This window comes from Proteus vulgaris (assembly GCF_011045815.1).
In the GTDB taxonomy this organism is placed as follows: Bacteria; Pseudomonadota; Gammaproteobacteria; order Enterobacterales; family Enterobacteriaceae; genus Proteus; species Proteus vulgaris_B.
Genome location: NZ_CP047344.1, coordinates 3,741,887 through 3,762,704 on the forward strand (window position 1 = coordinate 3,741,887; position 20,818 = coordinate 3,762,704).

Here is a 20,818-nt window from a genome sequence, read left to right on the forward strand (position 1 = left end):
TTTTATCTTGTTTTTATCGTTTAAGCCAAGGAAATCCGTTATACCATGTCTGAAATTCTGGATACGAATCGTGAGCAGGAAATACTCGATAGTGCTGTTGCACAAGGTGGCGCGTATGAAATCTTACGCAAACGCCTAACAGAGCAAGGCCAACAACTTCATCAAAAAGCCACTGAATTAAATCAACATCGCTTAGATGAATTTGGTCAAAGCCAAATGGATATTATTGGCCGTATCCGTATTCGTACTGAAAATAACTGCCAAGCCAGAGACATTGTTCGTGTAGGTGAATGGCTACTGTTTGGTTATAACGTTTTCCTTGGATTAAAACGTGAAATTCATCTTGAAGATGTCTTTTCACTTTATCGTTTAACTGAAAGTGAGGGAGAGTTTGATGTTGAAGCCGTCCCTTATGAAGATACTTTTTTAAACGATAATCGTTTTATTCAGGATTTTACTGAGCTTTATACTTATTACAAAAATACACAACTACTACAACTTGTTGAGCGTGATGGAAAACTGCTTGCCAGTTTTCAAATTGGTGCTCGAATTACTGATGTGCGTGTTTTCCGCTGGGCTATCTCAAGTGATAAAAAGCGTATCGACTACATTGATAATCGTGGTGAAAGAGATATTGCCCTCCCTCCTGCTTACGATTTCGAATGGACGAAAACTCAACGTGAAGATACGGTCAATGGTCGTTTTCCTCATATCAATATTCTTGATACCGTTTTTGTCGAAACAACCGGTGGCGATCTAACAGTTAAATGTGAAAATAACACCGAGGATGGTTTAGGGATTTATCGTGAAGCCGTATTAGATAAAAACCAATCTCTCGATGATGCACAAATTGAATATGCTCAAACAGGTAGTTTGATTCTGTTAAAAATCTTACCTTATCGCGAAGAAAACTGGCGTTATTTGGTCTATAACATTTTGACGCAAACCGTACAACGCATTGATGCAATTGGACAAGCTTGTGTTCAATTACCTGAAGATCACGGTATTATTTTCCCTGGTGGCTATTACCTGCAAAATGGCGAATACAAAACCTTTGATCAACCAATGGAAGGGATGTATTTCCGCCGTCTACGCCGTTCGCCTAATGGCGAAGATGTGTTATATGTTTTCTACTCTCCTTCACAAGGTCGCCTTGCGCTTTTCAATTACAATATGATTGAGCGTAAACTTGCTGTGCCTTTAGTTGGTCATGGCTATGCGATGTTAGAAGACGGAAAAATGGTGCTGTTTGAAGGTGAAGGCGAAGAAGCAACTCGCGTTCATCCAATGCAAGTTTGGCAAACTCCCTTCTATTCTGAAGAATTTGCTGATAAACAACCTCCCCGTAATGGTTTTTATGGCCGTATTGGTAATGCTGATTTAGTACGAGGTATTTCCGAAATATTGCATGTCGCAAAAGAAATTGAAGGTAATCAAATCTCTATTGCTCGTTATGAGCAACTCAGCTTACAACCTAAAAACTTATTAGATCTCTATTATTGGTTTAATGACGAGCACTGTTTAGGGATTGGTAAATTATTAAAAGATATCGCTCAAACCAGTGAATTAGTACTTGATGAATATGAAAAAGTGGAAAGTATTCGTCAGCAATCTGCGAAATCAATGCTTGAAGCGATTAATCGCCAAAAATCACTACTGGCCTTAACACTCCCTGATAGTTGGACAGATATTCAACAATTTGTTGATAGCTTAAATTTATTAAATGCCCACCGTGGGCATCTGATTTCCTTGCGTGAATTCCGTTATATGGATTTAACCAAGCTTAGCACCATGGAAACAGAAATTACCGAAACGCAACAACGTGTTTCACAAGCGACCGCACTTTTCCTTGCCAGTGATAAAGCATTACAACTGTTTAAAGCACAACTTGTTACCTTTGAAAACCTTATTGAAAAAGCCCAAAACAGCGCACAACTAGATGTACCAATGAATGACATGGAAAAAATGTCTGCTGATTTGGATATGCTTTCTAACTTAATGGCATCTTTAACATTCCAAGACGTTACCCAACAAACGCACATTATTGATGCAATCTCACAAATCTATGCTCAACTCAATCAATCTCGCGCTCGACTACAACAAAAACGTAAATCACAAAGCAGCGTCGAAAGCGTGGCACAATTTGGTGCACAATTTCGCTTATTTAGCCAAGGGATCACCAATGCTTTATCCCTTGCAACCACACCTGAAGGTTGTGACGATCAACTTTCACGTCTTTTAGTTCAATTAGAAGAGTTAGAAAGTCAATTTAGCCATCATGATGAATTTCTTGATGATATTCTGGCTAAACGTGAAGAGTTAGTCGAAACCTTTGAGTCACACAAACAAGTGTTGCTTGATGATCGCCAACGTCGCTCACAAAGCCTATTAACCGCAGCCAATCGCTTACTGGAAAATCTACAACGCCGAACCTCTCGATTACAGTCACAAGATGAGTTAAATGCCTTTTTCGCATCAGATCCTTTATCACTAAAAACACGAGAGATCATTGAAAAACTAAGAGAAATCAATGATAACGTCAAAGCTGATGATATTGATGCGCGCTTAAAATCCTCTCGTGATCAAGCTATTCGTATTCTGAGGGACAAAACCGATATTTTTGAAGACGGTGGCAATGTTATTAAATTAGGGCCTCGTCATCGCTTTAGTGTTAATACACAAGAACTTGATCTCACTATCTTACCGAAAGAAGATAAGCTCTGGTTATACCTGACAGGAACGGATTACCAAGAACCGATTGAAAATACAGAACTCGCTCAATTACAACCTTATTGGAATGCCTCACTTGAGTCTGAATCGGATACTGTTTATCGAGCAGAGTATCTCGCTTATTCCATTATTTATGCGGCAGCAAAACGTCAAGATGGTCTTGATTACGAAACGCTAAAAGAAGCACTCACTCTTCCTGAAAAGCTTGAAAAACTCGTGCGTGATTTCGCTACCCCACGTTATAAAGAAGGCTATGAAAAAGGTATCCACGATCACGATGCTATCGCCATATTGAAAAAGCTGCTGCCTATTGGCGAAAGTGCTGATCTTCTACGCTATAACCCAACGGCACGTGCAATAGCTGCGCTCTTTTGGGAAACTAAACAAAATGAACAATATCCAGCGCTGTGGCCTGAACGTGCAAGAACTGCACTGAATATTCAGCAATTATTCCATAAAGACGATGCGTTAACCGATCTGCAAGCAGAGATCGAAGCAGATATACGCCTCTTCCTTCATGATAATCCAATTGAGTGTGAACACTATGTACCGATGCAAGCCTCTGAATATTTAAGCTTTGCGTTGGCGAGAACTCCCATTGAATTGGTTTATAGCAAATATGCTAAAGAGTTAGTGATTGCATTACAAAGTCGATTAGAAGAAGCCCATATGTGGATAGATTTTAATCGCTCACAACAGAATTTAGGTACGCGATACGCACAACGTTGGGCACTGATCCAAAATTGGCTACAAGGGCTGTGCTCTTTGCCTGATTATGCCGAACTCACACCTTATATTCCGGGCGCTATCGCTATCATTATTTTAGATAAAGTCGCATCAGCTCGTTATAGTGAAGCTGATTTATACTTTACAGTAACTGACCTATTAGGCTCTCACTCAACCATTGAAAACCAAGCGTTATCACTCAGTTTGGATGACTATTTCAGCCGAATGCGCGGCCAAAGAAAGAACTTTATTCCTGCATTCAGACAGTACCTCACACTGCGTCAAAAAATAGTCAATGATGAACGTGAACGCTTAAAACTGCATGAATTTAAAGCCAAACCATTAAGCTCTTTTGTCCGTAATAAGCTAATTAACGATGTCTATTTACCGATTATTGGCGATAATATGGCAAAACAAATTGGTGCGTTAGGCGAAGGTAAGCGCACCGATTTAATGGGATTATTATTAATGATCTCCCCTCCGGGTTACGGCAAAACCACATTAATGGAATATGCAGCTGCACGTTTAGGCCTTATTTTTATGAAGATCAATGGCCCCGCATTAGGACATAGCGTGCTATCTCTCGATCCCGAACAAGCGCCTAATGCAACAGCAAGGCAAGAGCTTGAAAAACTCAACTTAGCATTAGAAATGGGTAATAACGTTATGCTGTATGTGGATGATATTCAGCATACTCACCCTGAATTCTTACAAAAGTTTATTTCTCTCTGTGATGGAACAAGACGTATTGAAGGGGTATGGAAAGGAAAAACCAAAACCTATGATATGCGGGGTAAAAAATTCTGTGTCGTCATGGCGGGTAACCCTTACACCGAATCAGGTGAAGTCTTTCGTATTCCTGATATGTTGGCTAACCGAGCTGATATTTATAACTTAGGTGAAGTATTAGGTGGTATGGATGATGCTTTTGCTCTGAGTTATATCGAAAATAGCTTAACTTCAAGTGCGGTATTGGCACCACTTGCACTGCGTGATCTTAACGATCTCTATATTTTAGTCGATAAGGCGATGGGGAAATCTGTCTCTACCAATACATTAAGTTACCCTTATTCTGATGCTGAAATTAATGAAATAGTCATGGTGCTTAAGCACTTAATTACGCTACGTAATATCATTTTAAAAGTAAATCAGCAATATATCGCCAGTGCGGCACAATCGGATAAATATCGCACAGAACCCGCATTTCGTTTGCAAGGCAGTTACCGCAATATGAATAAGTTAAGTGAAAAAGTGTCTGCGGTAATGAATGATGAAGAAATTGAACGTTTACTTGATGATCACTATCTGGGTGAAGCGCAATTACTCACAACAGGTGCTGAAGAAAATTTATTAAAACTCGCTGAATTACGTGGAAAACTAACTGAAAAAGACACTATTCGTTGGCAACAAATCAAGAAAGACTTTATGCGTAATAAAGCATTGGGTGGTGATAATGCCGATATAGGTGACCGTGTGGTTTCACAGTTAGCCAATTTAGTAGAGAGTGTACAAGGTCTACGCTAAAGATAGAAAATAACCATTTTCAGCCCACTTATTTTAGTGGGCTAAATACTACATAGGTAATATTTTATAAATCGAGAAACCTATTTCACATTCACGATATTAAGATTAAATATATTTACTATTAATAAATCATGATATCAAAGGAAGAATTGTTGTAATATACATTATTAATTCTATTAATAATTAAATTTATAAAAATTTTATTTTATATAATTAATAACGCTATGATTAACAATAAATAACAACATTATTTAACAAACGATTATACCCCGTACATAAAATCCATATTAACTCACACTCTGAAAAGAATGAAATAAATAAGATATTAATAAGAATCACTCTTGATCTATTTATGAGATCTCTCTCTAACTATCAGAAATTACCTAATGATTAATTAGATAGAGGTGATAGCATCAATTATGCTATAAATTAATTATATATTTTCATGATCCTAGCTCAAATTAATTAAAAAAAATTAAATATCTTATCTTCAATTTATTAACAAACGAAAAAGGATCACTCGTTATTAATTTTATTAGTACATTATGCTAATTTTAAACTTAAAATCATTGCAAAAAATTATTCTATTTTAGTCTGATTTAAGATGTTTTTATTCCAGGCAGATAGCAACACAACAAAAATACTTTCAATAAAAGTGGGCGTACTATGAAAAGCATGTTTACGACTCGGGAGCTCCCTGACGTAGATCGGTTTTCCGTATTCAGGGATACAATAAAAGACCGCTTTTTATCGTCTTATGAATGCAATGAAGTCGAATTGCCTCCTCATTCTCGATTTTATGCCAATATTGTCGAGCAGAAGGTGACAAATATTCGCTTTATTCAGCTAGAGTCTAATGGGCACTGGGCAAGTAGCCGTCCTTTGACCCATAAACTGAGTTTAGAAGAACATTTTCAAATTGAGATACAGCGTTCAGGAACCAGCCATCTGACGCAAGATGGAAGAACCGCATTTCTGCGACAAGGTGACTTTTGTATTTTTGATATGGCAAGACCCGTATCCTGGTCTTTTGATAACGACTACTCGTTATTTAAAATTCTGATCCCAAGGGAGAAACTAGCATCTCGTTTAGGGAATACCCAAAATCTTACAGCAAGAGCGATACGTGGTAATAGTATTACCGGCTCTCTCGTTTATAGTTTTGTGATGCGTTATATTCCATTCTTGGATTCAATGCCACCACAACATGCGCAACAACTTGCTGATATTTTATTGAATTTAATTACCTCAGCCTTTAGCGAATTCAGTATTGCGACACCACCGCAAAGCTTAGGAAGATCAACACTGTTTTATTTTGCTCAGCACTATCTTGAGCAACATCTTTCCGATCCCGATTTAAGTGTTAATGAATGTGCTAATGCGTGTGGGATCTCAGTACGCTATTTACAGATGCTATTTAAAGAACAAAATACGTCTGTACTTCGTTGGATCTACCAAAAGCGTCTCGAGAATTATAAAGCAGCATTGGTTAATCCACTTTTAGCAGAGAAAAATATTACACAACTCGCTTATGAATGTGGATTTAGTGATATTTCTAATTTAAGCCGAAAATTTAAATCTGAATTTTTTATGACACCTTCAGAGTATCGAAAAATACACTCTTTGAGATAAGTTCTAAAACAAATTTATGGGTTATATATGAATCAATATATAGCCAGTATACTCATTCCCCTCTAGTTTATATTTTGGAGGTTACACTAGAGGGGAAAAGGATCTATTTCATTAGCCGTAACGAAACTCTATGCCTAATGTGCCACATGGGTATTCCCATTTCTTTAAGATCGTCTCGCCACATAACACACGGCAAGTGCCACACTCTAAACATCCTGCATAATCAAAAAGATATTGCCCTTTTTCATCTTTTTTATATAAACCTGCTGGGCAAGCTTTCATTAAGATTTCAAATTGCGCAGGATCGATATCATCCTTTAAGACAATATGTGGATTTTCTTCATCCACGTTAAATTTATTGACGCCTAATTTAATGTCTACGTTTACTTGACTCATAAAGAACGTACTCCTTTAAAGCCATCTTTAATTAAGTTCATCACACCGACTTTCTTCACTTGAGACAGGATTTTCTTACGTACTGGTTTTTCTGGGCCATTAATCACGAATAAATCATGCATTACATTAGCGGCCATTTGTGGGTAATCAGTAAAAAATCGGGTGTTATCAAGGAAAGCAGGTAGATCTTTATATAGCTTCATATCTTTCATAACAAAGCTGTCATTTAATAAAGATTGATAACAACTCAGCTCTTTTTGACTATAGCTGTTTTGTTCTTTTGCCATTAATACCGCTTTTGCGGCAGCTTCACCTGAAGCAATCGCCAGATCCATTCCTCTTACGGTATAGCCAACATTTAGGCAAAATCCAGCGGCATCACCCGCCACTAATACACCATCTTTCACTAATTCAGACACCATATTCATGCCACCTTCCGGCACCATATGAGCTGAATATTCTAATAATTTTCCGTCTTTGATAAGCGGTGCAACAACAGGATGTTGTTTAAAATCTTCTAATAATTGAGGAACCGTTTTTTCGAACTTATCGACGTTATGTAGCCCTAAAACCAGTCCTAAAGAAACAGTATTTTTATTGGTATATAAAAAACCACCGCCTAAGTATCCCCCTGATGGTGCGCCTGCAAAAAGCCAAGCTAATCCTTCATCATTTGTGCAACCAAATCGGTCTTCCATTTGTTGAGGAGTAAATTCAAGTAGCTCTTTCACACCGACGGCAACAGTATGAGGATTTACTTTCTGTGTCATACCTAATTGCTTCGCTAACAGTGAATTCACACCATCGGCTAAAATCACGACATGCGCTTCAATTTCATCATCACCGGCTTTAACGCCACACACTTTGCCATCTTTTACTAATACTTCATCGACACGAACGCCAGTGATCACTTGTGCGCCAGCATCTTCCGCTTTTTCCATTAACCACTGATCAAACGAAGAGCGTAATACAGTATAAGAACGCGCTGCATCCTCTTCTTGCTGAGTATGTTGATAATCTAACGTAACGCCATCTGTCGGCGTTAACATGGAGATTTTTTCACGCGTCACAAGGCGCTCAACTGGAGCTTCTTCGGCAAAGTTGGGGATGATTTTTTCAAGGCTGTGTGCGTATAAACGCCCGCCCGTCATATTTTTACTGCCAGCGAAATTACCTCGCTCAACCACTAACACATCACATCCTGCTTGCGCTAAAACATAGGCAGCAGTACCACCAGCAAGTCCACCACCCACAATAATGGCGTCAAAAATATCGTCTGACATACTTTTCTATCCTTTTATTATGTGTGGTCGCTTAGCACACTTTCACTAAGCGACCGACGGGGATTAGCCGCCAAGTTTTGCTGTTAATGCAGGTAACACTTTGTAGAGGTCGCCGACAATCCCGTAGTCCACCATATTGAAGATAGGCGCATTTTTATCTTTGTTGATACCAACAATAATTTTTGCTCTATCTACACCGACCATATGTTGAATTTGTCCTGAAATACCGACAGCAACATAAACATCAGCACCTAAGGTCACGCCTGAAACACCAATGTAGCGATCGTGTTCCATCCAGCCTTCACCTTCAGCAATTGGACGTGAACAACCCACTTCACCTTGAAGGGCTTTCGCTAATGCTGACGCTAACGCAATATCATCAGCCTTACCAAAGCCACGTCCAACACCAACAACACAATGTGCTTTCCCTAAATCAACGCTACTACCTTGTTTTGGCTTACGTGCTAACACTTTTAATGTATGCGCAGGGGCGACAAAGGTACCTTGTACCACTGATGCATTGGGAGCATCTGTAATGGCTTCCACATCTAATGCACCACCAACGGTAGCAATAGCATAAGGTGAGCGAATTTCTGCTTTAGCATGTGCTAAACCACCATAAACTTGGTGTGTTGCAATCACAGTATTGTTTTCAACGGTTAGGCTTAATGCATCACTGACAACACCCGCTTTTAACGTAACACCAAGGCGAGCTGCAATGGCTTTTGCTCGTTTTGATGATGCTAATAAAACCAATGCATTAGCACCCGCTTCTTTAATAATTTCAGCAAAAGAAGTCGCATAATCTTCAGCAATCACACCTTCTTGTGGTGCAAAGCAATAGACACAATCAGCACCAAGGCTGACACATTCACGAATGCTTTCATCATCACCGATAAATAACACATTCACTTTTTCACCAAGACCACGAGCAAACGCTATCAACTTCGCTAAATCATCCGCTTTCTCGGCATAAACAAAGGTAGTAGGTAGTAAACTAGCCATTTTTAATCTCCTTATTGATTAACCGCTTGGCGTAAATGCTCAGCAAATGTGGCAATATTTTCATCTGAATCACCTTCTAAAATAATGCCAAGGCGATCAGTCTGTTCTGGTGCGCACACTTGCGTTTGCACTACGGTGAGTGCTGAAAGATCAACACCAATATCTCCTAACCCAAGTTTCTCAACAGGTTTTTTATTAGCCGCTAAAATAGCTTTCATTGACGGTAATTTTGGGGTGTTAATGCTTGATGTCACGCAGACAACGGCAGGTAATGTCAGCTCTAACTCTTCAGTAATACTTTCTAAATCACGTTCAACAATAATTTTTTCACCTTCAACGGTGATTTTATTAACAGCATTAACACAAGGTAAGCCTAAGTATTCACCTACCGCTAAACCTGTTTGTTGAGCGTATAAGTCACCAGAACCTTCACCGAAAACTAATAAATCAAAACCCACTTTTTGTGCCGCTTGCGCAATAATATTGGCGGTATCTGTTGAATAAAGCGCATTACACGCATCATCAGCAACAAGTGTTAATGCATCAGGGCCACGCGATAAAATATCTTTTTTAATTTTCGCGTTTTCTACCATTGCACTAGTGCCTACACTCAGCGCAGTTACGGTGCTATCACCAAGAGCCGAGGCAATTTCTACTGCAGTTTCAATCGCGTTTAAATCATATAAACTAATTTTTAAACCCGCATTATCAGTTGCGAGTGTACGATCAGGCCGCGTTGTGATGTCTTGTTCGTCATGAACAACCTTACAGCAGGCAATAAGTTTCATAATTCACATTCTCCGTTTTGCTCAATGGAGCAAATTAATAAAATCCCAATGTCATTACGCTAAAATATGTTTAGCGATCACCATGCGTTGCACTTCGCTTGTGCCTTCAAAAATTTCGGTGAGTTTTGCTTCACGCATTAGGCGTTCAACAGGATAAGATTTGGTGTAACCCATACCGCCGTGGAGTTGAACGGCTTTTTGAGTCACATAGGTTGCTGTTTCAGAAGCGTATAATTTGGCTTGCGCTGATTCGCGGGTATAAGGAAGCCCAGCAATTTTTGCCGCAGCTGCGCGATACACCAACATACGAGCACAATCTACACGGGTAGCCATATCCACTAACATCCATTGCACACCTTGGTTGGCCGCAATAGGCTTTCCAAATTGAATACGCTCTTTGGTGTAATCAATCGTGGCATCTAATGCGCTTTGTGCGATACCTAATGCAATAGCTGAACAGCTTAAACGGCCACCATCTAAGGTTTCCATGGCAATGCTAAAACCTTTACCTTCAGCGCCTAAACGTGCACTAACAGGTACAACGCAGTCACTAAAACTGACAGAACAGGTTTCAGAGCCATTCATACCCATTTTTTCTTCAGGTAAACCAATGCTGATCCCTGGATTATCACGCTCAACTAAGAATGCAGTGATCCCTTTAACACCCGCACTTTTATCGGTCATGGCAAATACAATAAAGAATGCACCTTGAGGTGCTGCTGTGATCCACAATTTAGAGCCATTGATCAGATAATTATCACCTTGGCGAACAGCCGTTGTTTGTTGAGCTGCTGCATCACAACCCGCACTGGGTTCTGATAAACAGAAGCAACCAATTTGTTCACCTGAAACCACTCCCGGTAAAATACGTGCTTTGGTTTCTTCATCAGCATATTTTTGAATAACAGGGCCAGTTAATGAACACTGTGAACCCATGATCATGGCGTGTGCAGCGCTGACTTTTGCCATTTCTTCTGTTGCTAATACATAGCTAATTGCATCTGCTTCTGTTCCACCATAATTTTCATCAATATTGAAACCAAAGAGTCCTAATTCAGCCATAGGTGCAACGCTTTCACTTGGAAAACGGTGTTCTTTATCGATTTCGCCAGCAATAGGCTTAATATCGTTTTCAACAAACTCTCTGACCATATCGCGGATCAGAACTTGTTCTTCTGTTAGCTGAAAATCCATGTTTATCTTCCTCTGTGAATATATAGGGTTATCTCTATGGCGTGCGATTTCACGTTTGTCGTCTTATCGCACGCATTAATGGGTTAGCGTTATTTCTACATCGTCGCTATGGATGCAGGTAAGAAGGTGTACAGCAGCAACATAAACATCATGGCTAACAGTGGGATAGCGAGAGTTAACGTTCCTACAGGGCCATAACCCTCTTTATGACTGACACCACAGACACTAAAGACAGTAATAATCAATCCGTTAAATGGCGGAGTTGTACTCATTGATGCCATTGTGGCCACACGGTGTAAGGAGCCTTGATCAACCACAGTTGCAGGGAACATTGCAGCAATCATTGGCATAGCAATACTTAACGCACCAGAGCCTGAGCCACTGATAAACACCAAGGCACCGACTGAAATTGCAGTAACAACAAGTGGATTAAGACCAGATTGAGCAATCGCTTGGAATGATTCTTTAAATGCAGGTAAGGTCATCACTAATGCCCCAAACCCGACAATAACCGCCGTGTTAAAGAGGGAGGTCACCCCTTCCATCGTTCCTGCAGCTAAATTAGGTACAAGCTTTTTCCAATCGAGATAGCGTAAGTACACAATCAAAGCTGCGATAATGGCGCAGAATAAGGCAATAGCAGGGTCCCATTTCAGAATATTCAGCACAACAAGCAAAATAAGCATAGGGAGTAATGCAACAAGCACATTAGGTAATTGGCGATCTTTTTTACCTTCTTCGGCTTTGGCTGTTTTTTCATCTTCAACCCAGCCTTCACCTTTCGCTTTTACGCGCTTAAATAACCAAGTGAGATAAATAATCACTAAGGTGACTTGGAACAAGGCTGTCAACATACCCGGTACTAACCCTGCCGTCGCTGACGTACCTAAAAACTTCATTGGGATAAGGTTTTGGATTTGAGGTGATCCAGGCATTATCATTACAAACGTACCTGCACCGGCAAAATAGACAGCCGGAATAAGTCTACGAGGAAGATTTGCTTTGCGGAATAAACTCACCATCATCGAATAAACGGTAAACAGTGCAACAAACACTGAAACACCGCCGTAGGCTAAAATGGCACAAGCCGCAACTAATGAAGGAATAACGGCTCTTTCACCAAATTTACCAATAATAAAAGAGGCAACACTATCAGCAGCGCCACTGATAGCGGTTAACTTGCCAAAAATCGCACCGAGTACGAAAATGAAGAAGAAGCTACCAAAATAGCCACCTAACCCACCGGTATACACTTGTAACAGTGCATCGACAGGATTAAGCATATCTGGTGATACAAGCCATGCAGTCACAGCAAGAAATAGGCTAGTGGTAAAGACAGAAATGAATATATGTATGCCTTTCATACACATAATCATTAATATCGCTAGCCCAATGATTAAACAAATAATACCCATGATTGCCCCACTTATATGTGTTAGGGTTCAATTGACCTGTGCTATTCACACAGGTCTTTTGTGACTATTGATTAATGTTGTTAAGCAGAAAGCACATCAGCAAAAGTTTGCAATGCCGTTCTAGCTTGTTCATACGTTTTGGTTTGCTGATCGATTTCGATAATGATGGAAGGAATGCCTTCTCTATCGAGGAATTTCTTCACTATCGGGGCATCGAATTCTTCAGGATCACAGAATTTTGTTAGCAAATAGACAACACCATCTGCACCTGTGTTTTTCACCATATCGGCAATTAAACGACCACGTTTTTTCTCTGGATCATATAAAAGTGAACACCCTTCAAGCTGAGCGATTTGCTCTGCCATTGCTTCATAAGGGGCGTTATTTTCTGGGATATCTTGACGGAACTGACGAGACTCATGTGCCACTTCATCTGCCACAATCGCCATCTTGTTATCAGCCAAAATTTGTAGAATAGAAGGGCTATCCGCAATAATGCCTGTCACAACAACTTTGTGCCCTTTCCAAGGTTCTGGAGATAAGGTTTTGCATTGTGCAACAATGGCTTCAACGGCTTTTGTATGTTCAACAACATCCATAAAATAACCACTTTTGATCACGGTATTACGGCGTTGTGGTGTGATTAAATTTGGATGAAGCGCAGCCATCTCTGAAAACTCGCGTAACGCGGCACGACGCTGATTAAACAGATGAATCGCATTTTTTAGTGCATCATCTGTCACAGGCTGACCTGAAATCTCCCCTAATTGCAGTGCAATTTTCTTGTATTGTTCGGTTAAGAAAGCAATCCCTGCAGGGGTTTTACGATTTTGTGGATGCACCAGTTGGATAAAAGGCACTTGTGGCACACCAGCTTTCCAGTTTTGCCCTAAGCATTTTAAGGTGTCACACAAAGAAGGAATTATGGCTGCTGACAGTTTATTCAGCGCACCATCCAACCCCATCTCAAGAGAAGAAAGCACTAGCGCACAATAGAAAGGAGGAAAATATTTCTTCGCTTCTGAGATCTCACGGCCTTCCGCACCCCAAATACCAAAAGGCACCATGCCCGCCGCATAGACAATTTCATTCGGCGTATATTCAGGGAAACAACCAATCACCTTTTTGCCACTACGAATAAAACCTTCTAATTGCGCAACGGGGTTATCCACCACCACTTGCAGCTCATCAAATCTATCCGTTAATGTTTTCATTAGATGTCTCCCTTTTTCATATCTGCTTTATTCGCAGCCATAATTTCTGTTAATGCTTCAACACGGGTGACATACTGCGCTTCTGAGAAAACACGAGGATCTGCTTGGTCGCCATCAAAAGTCACCGTTGGGATCTTAAGTTCATGGCGAATACGGCGCTCAATTTCGGGCATAATGCCACTCCAGAGCTTACAACTACGGTTAACGTGAATAATTGCACCATCAACTTTATTTTGACGGCTAACGCTAATACGCATATCTGCCGCACGCTCGACAGAGACGCAGTTAGGGACATAAGAGTAAGCACGCATCATCTCGTCACTGTTTTGATAAATCACACCAAATGCAGTGGCGTAAACAGTAGCGGTAACGTTGATACCTTGTTCTTTTAACGGGGTAGATGTGGCACGCAAATAAGGCCAGCAGGCAATACCTTCAAAGAGAACACGGTATTTTTCTTCACCGCGGTAAGTCGATTTTTTCTCTTTGATGTTTTGTTCCATCTCTTCACACAGTTGCTCAAAAGCCAGTGCAGCTTCTAATTTGCCACGCGCACAAACAGCAACCGCCATGTGGTTAAACAGATCAAAACCATTCATTGGAGACGGTTCATATTGGCAATATTCTGCTGCTTTTAACCATGCACGCCCTGTGCGTTGTGAGATTTCACAAACTTCTTTAAATTTCTCTTCAGAGAAGACTTTGCCAGTGACTTTTTCAAGTTGTTTAATCGCATCATCAAATTGCGCTTGAACATACTTCACAGTCACATCATCAGTGTCATAATCATTTTTATAAGGAATATCGATAAGGATCATCGGGATATTCAATTCGTATGCGATATTTTCATACCACTTGATCATGCAGTTACAGATATTGTTGCAGCACAGCAAGAAATCAGGCTGAGGCATATCCATCTCTTCACACTGCTTAATATCCATGTAAGAAAGACTGATCCGAGCATAAGCACAGATATCATTGGAATATCCCATGCTTTCTGCATGCTCACACATTTTTAAACCTGCACCTTTTGCCGCAATTGCTGCGGCTTGGTTTTCAGGATAAACCACACATAAACCTAATGTTTCCGCAATTTCTTGTGGGAAGTTAGAGGCACACCAGCCTATTTTTTCACCGCTATTTTTAGCATCCCACGCACGCTGATAAGCATCAGCCGCAATTTTTTGCAGTCGTTTTTTCGCAGGAATATAATCCGGCGCATTCATATCTACATTGCTCATTTTGATGTTCCTATTGTTAACGCATCGTCTTCCAGTTGATGGCGGTACGCTTCAAAGGCATAAATGGCGGCACCTATCGCCCCGTTGTATTGTGATAAAGGTGAGGTGGCGATAGAGGCGTTCAACTCTTCGCTTACATAACGAACAACTTCAAAATTACTGGCAACACCGCCTGTCATCACAACAGGGGCTTCAACACCCACTCGTTTTGCAAGACCAGCAATACGGCTAGCTACAGAGCGGTGAATGCCATTAATAACGTCGGGTATTGTTTCGTTATTCGCGAGATGAGAAATCACTTCTGATTCAGAGAACACAGTACAGGTTGAGCTAATCGTGACTTTCTTAGTGGACTTAGCGCCCTCTTGAGCGAGGTCAGAAATCTTGGTTTCTAATACTCTCGACATTACATCTAAAAAGCGTCCTGTACCGGCGGCGCACTTGTCATTCATCACAAAGTTTAATAAACGGCCTGCACCATCCATATGAAGTGCTTTAACGTCTTGACCGCCGATATCAATCACTGTTTTGACGCCCGGAAAAAGAAAGTGCGCGCCTTTGGCATGACAGCTCAGTTCACTCACTTCTTTATTGGCTTCTTTCAGAGAATTACGCCCATAACCTGTTGCACAGATCCAACTGATCTGACTGAGGGAGCCACCAAATTGGCTTAATACTTCAGCGATCGCTTTTTCAGGCCCTGAGGTTCCTGCACCCACTGATGCCAGTGATTTAGCGACAATTGCGTCACCATTTTTCATGATGATGCATTTTGATGCAGACGATCCGATATCAACGCCCATTGTGAAAATGTCTTGTTGCATGCCTTTGCTCTCCTGAAAATTAAAAAAATAAATGGATTATTCTTTCCACGTCATCACGTCTTTATTGGCTTCAAGGCTGGCAATTTCTTCTGCGCTATACCCTAATTCAGCTAATACAGACGGTGTGTCTTCACCTAACAAAGGACCACGACGATATTCAGGTAAACCACTCTCTAAGAAATCAATAGGTGGACGAACTAAGGCTTTTTCACTGCCATTTTTGTACTTCATGTTGTAGAAGGTGTTAATTGCCCAAGCCTGTTTGTCTTCCAGCACTTCTTCCCATGTTTGCGCAATACTGAATGGGATATCGTTTTTGGTGAAAATATCTGCCCACTCTGGCGCTGTTTTTTGCTCAATTTGTTGCCAAATCAGGTCATATAATTCAGGGGAGCGATTATTTTTTGCCACTTCTTGTAGGCGTGTATAACGAGCGTCTTCCGCTAAATCTGGACGACCAATACAAGAAATAAAGGTTGGATAGTAGGCGTCATAAACTGGCATACAGACTTGAATAAAACGGTCATCTTTTGTTTTATAAGCCAGAATAAATGGGCTGGTAGTATTACGACGATCGATTGGATACGGCTGACCATAATCTGGGTATTGTGCCGCTTGGATCATGATTGCTTGAGTATAAATTGAGGTATGCAGTAAGTTAGTTGAAACATACTCACCTTGACCAATATTTTTAGCGCGAATATAAGCAGCTAACACACCTGAAACCAAGCCTAATGCACACTGGTGATCGCCAAGACCCGGGATCACGTTCATCGGTACTGTGCCTTTTTGGTACAGCGAACCTAAAATACCACCACGGGCAAAGAATGCAGTGTAGTCAAATCCTGGTAGATCTTTATCTGGGCCTTCATCACCATAACCTGTCACACTGGCGTAAACTAATTTTGGAAAACGTTGTTTTAACGTTTCATAATCCAACCCCGCACGTTCTCTTGCACCAGGACGCCAGTTAGTTAAGAAAATGTCGGCTTTTTCTAGCAGTTCAAACAGAATTTTTTTACCTGCTTCTGTTTTCGTATTTAATACGATACCTCGTTTATTGGCGTTTTCTAAATCAAAACTAGTGTTTTCATGTTGATCTAATGGACGACCTTCAGTCGGTGCGGTGTAACGTAAATTATCACCACTTGGGGATTCAATTTTGATCACGTTCGCACCCATATCAGCTAAAATACGTCCCGCTGCGGGTACGGCAATAAAGGTCGCCAACTCAACTACAGTGACGCCTTCCAGTGCTTTACGACTTGTCATTTTTTCTCCTAATTATTTTTAGACTTCATACTGCTGTTGTCAGAATGTGGATAAATCCGTTGTCACTTAACCCGCTACTTTGGTTTTTTCATCCTTGATTGAAACGCCATAACCCAATTGCAATTTCAGGGCTTGCACATCAATTTTTCCGCAAGGGGTATGAGGAAACTGCGTAAAGAAATGGAGTTCTTTGGGGATTTTGTAGCGAGCTAGTCGCTCTTGTAGAAATGCCTGTAATTCGCTTTCCGTAATGGTATGGCCTTGTTGCACACAAACAGAGGCAATCACTTCTTCACCTAAATCAACCGAAGGAATACCAAAGGCTTTTGTTGCGTCAACACCGGGATATTCCGCAATAGCCTCTTCTATTTCACAAAGACTGATATTTTCACCACCACGGACTACAATCTCTTTCATGCGATAGGCGTAGTGGTAATTTCCTTGTTCATCGACATAACCGATATCGCCTGTGTGTAACCAACCTTCTTCATCGATAGCTTCTTGGGTTTTATCAGGAGCATTGTCATAACCCATCATCACATGAAAACCACGGGTACAAATTTCACCCAAAATACCCACAGGCATAGGTTTACCCGTTTTCGGATTAATAATTTTCATTTCAACAAAAGGTAATGGCTTACCGATAGAACTGCGTTTTATTGGTAAAGCATCGTTTGGTAATGTTTGAGTGCAACAAGGAGAAGCTTCGGTTTGACCATAAGAGATGGTGATCCCTTTCATGCCGAGAATAGTTTCAATATCATCGATTAACGCAGGAGGAAAACTTGCCCCAGCTATAATGCCTTTATCAAGGCTAGATAAATCGTAGTGAGAAAATTGCTCATGTTTCATTAAACGGCTAAAAATCGTTGGCACACCATGCATAACGGTACAACGATAGTCTTGAACCACTTTCAAAACATCTTCTGCACAATAGTTATCAAGCAGAACTAATTGGCATCCTGTTGTTAACGCAAAAAAGAGACAAGAAGAGAGCCCAAAGCAGTGAAATAGAGGAACAGCAAGGCAAATGACATCGTTATGTGTTACGCCTAATCGCTGTGCTGACAGCATGGCATTATTAATCACATTATATTGGCTTAACATGACACCTTTAGGCATAGCGGTGCTACCTGATGTCATTTGAATTGTCAGTAAATCTTTTACACTGACTTGTGAAACAGCGTGTTGATATTCTTTATCTGATATTTTTTGGCTAATTGCTTTTAATTGAGATAACGAAACGCTTTTTTCTGCCGATTTATTTCCCATGCTAATAAATAACTGAGGTAATACATCCTTATTTTCAGTGACTTTTTTAGCAAGACAATTAATCACCTCAATAAAGTTATTACTTTTAAACCCATCAGAAAAACACAATGCTTTAATACCAGTTAATCTACATAAATCTAATAACTCTCTTTTTTTAAAATGAAAGTTAATACAAACAACAGGAACACCAATTTGAGCAGCGGCAAGAAAACAAATTATCCACTCTTTACTATTAGCAGACCAAATACCTAAACGATCGCCTTTTTTTAAACCAATAGCTAAAAAACCACGCGCAACATTTTCTACTTCTTGTTGTAATTGTTGCCAAGAAAGTGCCTTTTTACTTTGGTTTTCAATCAAGGCTGTTTGTGAAGCATATTGCTTTACAATATTGTTTAGACATTCTTTAACTGTCATTTCTAATAAGGCCATAAATACCTACTCAACCGCTTTTTTGCTGGTGTTTGCGTCTGTAATGACCTTATTCTGGGTAGGGGATATTATTCATTCTTGGTAAATAACGAACTGTTTTTCGTCATTTGAATAGTCTGGGAAAGATTTGTGATTGAGGTCTAAATTTGGCGGGTTAAATATAATTTGTAATTGAAGAGTAATTAATAACAATGAGATAAATTTGAAACCAAGGCGTTATAGAGGTGTTATTTTTAATAAAGAAAAAGGAGAGTCATTTTATTTAAATAAAATAATAAAACCACTCTCTTTTTAATATAAACATACTCATCTCATTTTAAAATATAAACAAACCTTATCAATAAATATTGATGTAATAATTTAAATGAAAATAATATAAAAATAAATACAATAACGATTAAATTTTATAACATCTAAATAAAAAATAATTTAAATCACTTAACTTATTTTATTAATCATCGATTCAAGAAACTATTTTCCTCGACGCATCGGCATAGTTGAAGTCTGATTAAGCGTTAATCCTTTGGTTTCTGGTGCAAACAACACAGAAACTATCATGCCGAATAAAGAAATTGCGGCACCCACTAGCATCGTCGTATTAATTCCGTAAGTAGCGATAAAGGCAGGAAGCGCACAAGTTGAAATAACCGTACCAATACGACTTATTGACATAATAATACCCACGGCTGACGCTCGAATATCAGTCGGAAATAATTCGTTAGGATAGAGCCACTGTAAAATACCGGGGCCACCAGAAAAGAAAGCGTAAGTCGCAAATGCTAAGATAACAAATAAGATAGGTAAATCAGGGAAAACCCCTAACACCAATAATGCCAGTGTCATCATGGCGAAACTACCAATCAATAACGGACGTCGCCCTGTTTGATTTAACCAAAACATGGCAGGAATACACCCAAACATGAAGAACAGGCTAATCACCACATTCCCTAATGCCGCACTTCTTCCTGCGTCCCACCCTAATAAACCGACAATTTGTGGTCCAAAGGTATAAATGGCAAACATCGGGATAACTTGGCAAGTCCAAATAACCGCAACAAAAAGCACAAAAGAAAAATGACGTTTATTAAAGAGTTCGATAAAACGGGTTGTTTTAGCATTTTCAGCTTCAAAAACAACAGGTTCACCAAAAAGTTTGATCATCATTTCATTACACTCTTGAATACGCCCTTTTCGTATTAACCAAAGTGGAGATTCAGGCAAATCAAAACGACCAATTAGAATAATGACACAAGGTATAAAAGCACTACCCAACATCCATCGCCAGCCATCTGCCACATCATATAAAAAATAACCGACTAAGTTGGCACACGTCGCCCCGATATACCACATTGCGGCAATAAAACCGACAGCAAAAGCACGTTGTTTTTTATTGGAAAATTCCGTGATCATCGATGTCGCAATGGGGTAATCAGCACCAATCACAATCCCAATAAGGAATCGCATCACTAATAGACCCACTGGCGTGGAAACAAACATCGTGGCAATAGAAATAATGGCAATAGCCACAATATCCACAAGGAACATTTTACGACGCCCCACTTTGTCACAAATATAACCAAAAAGTGATGTGCCAATAAAAAGCCCGGCTAATGTTGCCGCACCAAGCAGACCTATCCATTGTGAATCAAGCTGTAATAACGGTGTGAGTTGCTCTAATGCCACACCGATAATTACTAACACATAGCCGTCAAGAAAAGGGCCACCACTCCCCCATAACATCACCCGACGATGTACAGAGGTAAAACGAATATCATCAAAGTTTCTGGGTTGCATGACTGCGTCCTGGTATTTTTTCTAAATAAAATAAAAAAGAAAAGCTCCCAGGCCGGAGGCAGCACTGGGAGAAAAG

Annotated in this window: 14 protein-coding genes; 2 read left to right on the forward strand and 12 right to left on the reverse strand. The window is 40.0% G+C overall.

Annotated features, from left to right (window positions below):
- The first annotated feature begins 45 nt into the window (after window positions 1-45).
- Together GTH24_RS17615 and GTH24_RS17620 are read left to right on the forward strand one after the other, a co-directional pair.
- Window positions 46-4,980 carry a DNA repair ATPase gene (locus GTH24_RS17615; RefSeq protein WP_164526765.1) on the forward strand — a complete coding sequence of 1,645 codons (4,935 nt, stop codon included), beginning with the start codon at window positions 46-48 and terminating at the stop codon, window positions 4,978-4,980.
- Window positions 4,981-5,646: 666 nt separating this feature from the next.
- Entirely contained in the window at window positions 5,647-6,612 is a 966-nt protein-coding gene (locus tag GTH24_RS17620) for a helix-turn-helix domain-containing protein (protein ID WP_072069064.1), read from the forward strand.
- Between the two features lie 111 nt (window positions 6,613-6,723).
- On the opposite strand, the gene GTH24_RS17625 is transcribed toward GTH24_RS17620, so the two are convergent.
- The 12 genes from GTH24_RS17625 to GTH24_RS17680 form a co-directional block, all read right to left on the reverse strand.
- Window positions 6,724-7,008, reverse strand: coding sequence for a ferredoxin family protein (locus GTH24_RS17625; RefSeq protein WP_164526766.1), 285 nt, complete (start codon window positions 7,006-7,008; stop codon window positions 6,724-6,726).
- A complete protein-coding gene (locus GTH24_RS17630) occupies window positions 7,005-8,291 on the reverse strand; it encodes an FAD-dependent oxidoreductase (RefSeq protein ID WP_072069065.1) in 1,287 nt (428 codons plus the stop codon). Before GTH24_RS17630 ends, GTH24_RS17625 begins: the two co-directional genes overlap by 4 nt.
- Window positions 8,292-8,354: 63 nt before the next feature.
- Complete coding sequence (locus tag GTH24_RS17635) at window positions 8,355-9,296, reverse strand: FAD-binding protein (RefSeq protein ID WP_164526767.1); 942 nt, start codon at window positions 9,294-9,296, stop codon at window positions 8,355-8,357.
- Window positions 9,297-9,307: 11 nt separating this feature from the next.
- Window positions 9,308-10,084 carry a putative electron transfer flavoprotein FixA gene (gene fixA / locus GTH24_RS17640; RefSeq protein WP_072069067.1) on the reverse strand — a complete coding sequence of 259 codons (777 nt, stop codon included), beginning with the start codon at window positions 10,082-10,084 and terminating at the stop codon, window positions 9,308-9,310.
- 54 nt (window positions 10,085-10,138) lie between these two features.
- Complete coding sequence (locus tag GTH24_RS17645) at window positions 10,139-11,278, reverse strand: acyl-CoA dehydrogenase family protein (protein ID WP_072069068.1); 1,140 nt, start codon at window positions 11,276-11,278, stop codon at window positions 10,139-10,141.
- A gap of 95 nt (window positions 11,279-11,373) precedes the next feature.
- The gene (locus tag GTH24_RS17650) at window positions 11,374-12,642 is read right to left on the reverse strand and encodes a GntP family permease (RefSeq protein ID WP_238795294.1); all 1,269 of its coding nucleotides are present in this window, start codon (window positions 12,640-12,642) and stop codon (window positions 11,374-11,376) included.
- 131 nt (window positions 12,643-12,773) lie between these two features.
- Complete coding sequence (locus tag GTH24_RS17655; RefSeq protein WP_072069070.1) at window positions 12,774-13,907, reverse strand: 2-hydroxyacyl-CoA dehydratase subunit D; 1,134 nt, start codon at window positions 13,905-13,907, stop codon at window positions 12,774-12,776.
- Complete coding sequence (locus tag GTH24_RS17660; RefSeq protein ID WP_115350250.1) at window positions 13,907-15,148, reverse strand: 2-hydroxyacyl-CoA dehydratase subunit D; 1,242 nt, start codon at window positions 15,146-15,148, stop codon at window positions 13,907-13,909. The genes GTH24_RS17655 and GTH24_RS17660 overlap by 1 nt, the downstream gene beginning before the upstream one ends.
- Entirely contained in the window at window positions 15,145-15,972 is an 828-nt protein-coding gene (locus tag GTH24_RS17665; protein WP_072069072.1) for an acyl-CoA dehydratase activase, read from the reverse strand. The genes GTH24_RS17660 and GTH24_RS17665 overlap by 4 nt, the downstream gene beginning before the upstream one ends.
- A 36-nt stretch (window positions 15,973-16,008) precedes the next feature.
- Window positions 16,009-17,244 (reverse strand): CaiB/BaiF CoA transferase family protein, encoded by a 1,236-nt coding sequence (locus GTH24_RS17670; RefSeq protein WP_072069073.1) that lies wholly within the window; start codon window positions 17,242-17,244, stop codon window positions 16,009-16,011.
- A 66-nt stretch (window positions 17,245-17,310) separates the two neighbouring features.
- Window positions 17,311-18,948, reverse strand: coding sequence for an AMP-binding protein (locus tag GTH24_RS17675; RefSeq protein WP_164526768.1), 1,638 nt, complete (start codon window positions 18,946-18,948; stop codon window positions 17,311-17,313).
- Window positions 18,949-19,419: 471 nt separating this feature from the next.
- Window positions 19,420-20,742: an MFS transporter gene (locus GTH24_RS17680; RefSeq protein WP_164526769.1), complete on the reverse strand. Its 1,323-nt coding sequence runs from the start codon at window positions 20,740-20,742 to the stop codon at window positions 19,420-19,422.
- Window positions 20,743-20,818 lie beyond the last annotated feature (76 nt).

Coding starts and splice junctions, on each gene's coding strand:
- GTH24_RS17645 (WP_072069068.1), bottom strand. CDS start 11,278: ATGGATTTTCAGCTAACAGAAGAACAAGTTCTGATCCGCGATATGGTC.
- fixA (WP_072069067.1), bottom strand. CDS start 10,084: ATGAAACTTATTGCCTGCTGTAAGGTTGTTCATGACGAACAAGACATC.
- GTH24_RS17655 (WP_072069070.1), bottom strand. CDS start 13,907: ATGAAAACATTAACGGATAGATTTGATGAGCTGCAAGTGGTGGTGGAT.
- GTH24_RS17665 (WP_072069072.1), bottom strand. CDS start 15,972: ATGCAACAAGACATTTTCACAATGGGCGTTGATATCGGATCGTCTGCA.
- GTH24_RS17625 (WP_164526766.1), bottom strand. CDS start 7,008: ATGAGTCAAGTAAACGTAGACATTAAATTAGGCGTCAATAAATTTAAC.
- GTH24_RS17660 (WP_115350250.1), bottom strand. CDS start 15,148: ATGAGCAATGTAGATATGAATGCGCCGGATTATATTCCTGCGAAAAAA.
- GTH24_RS17620 (WP_072069064.1), top strand. CDS start 5,647: ATGAAAAGCATGTTTACGACTCGGGAGCTCCCTGACGTAGATCGGTTT.
- GTH24_RS17650 (WP_238795294.1), bottom strand. CDS start 12,642: ATGAAAGGCATACATATATTCATTTCTGTCTTTACCACTAGCCTATTT.
- GTH24_RS17615 (WP_164526765.1), top strand. CDS start 46: ATGTCTGAAATTCTGGATACGAATCGTGAGCAGGAAATACTCGATAGT.
- GTH24_RS17630 (WP_072069065.1), bottom strand. CDS start 8,291: ATGTCAGACGATATTTTTGACGCCATTATTGTGGGTGGTGGACTTGCT.
- GTH24_RS17680 (WP_164526769.1), bottom strand. CDS start 20,742: ATGCAACCCAGAAACTTTGATGATATTCGTTTTACCTCTGTACATCGT.
- GTH24_RS17675 (WP_164526768.1), bottom strand. CDS start 18,948: ATGGCCTTATTAGAAATGACAGTTAAAGAATGTCTAAACAATATTGTA.
- GTH24_RS17635 (WP_164526767.1), bottom strand. CDS start 9,296: ATGGCTAGTTTACTACCTACTACCTTTGTTTATGCCGAGAAAGCGGAT.
- GTH24_RS17670 (WP_072069073.1), bottom strand. CDS start 17,244: ATGACAAGTCGTAAAGCACTGGAAGGCGTCACTGTAGTTGAGTTGGCG.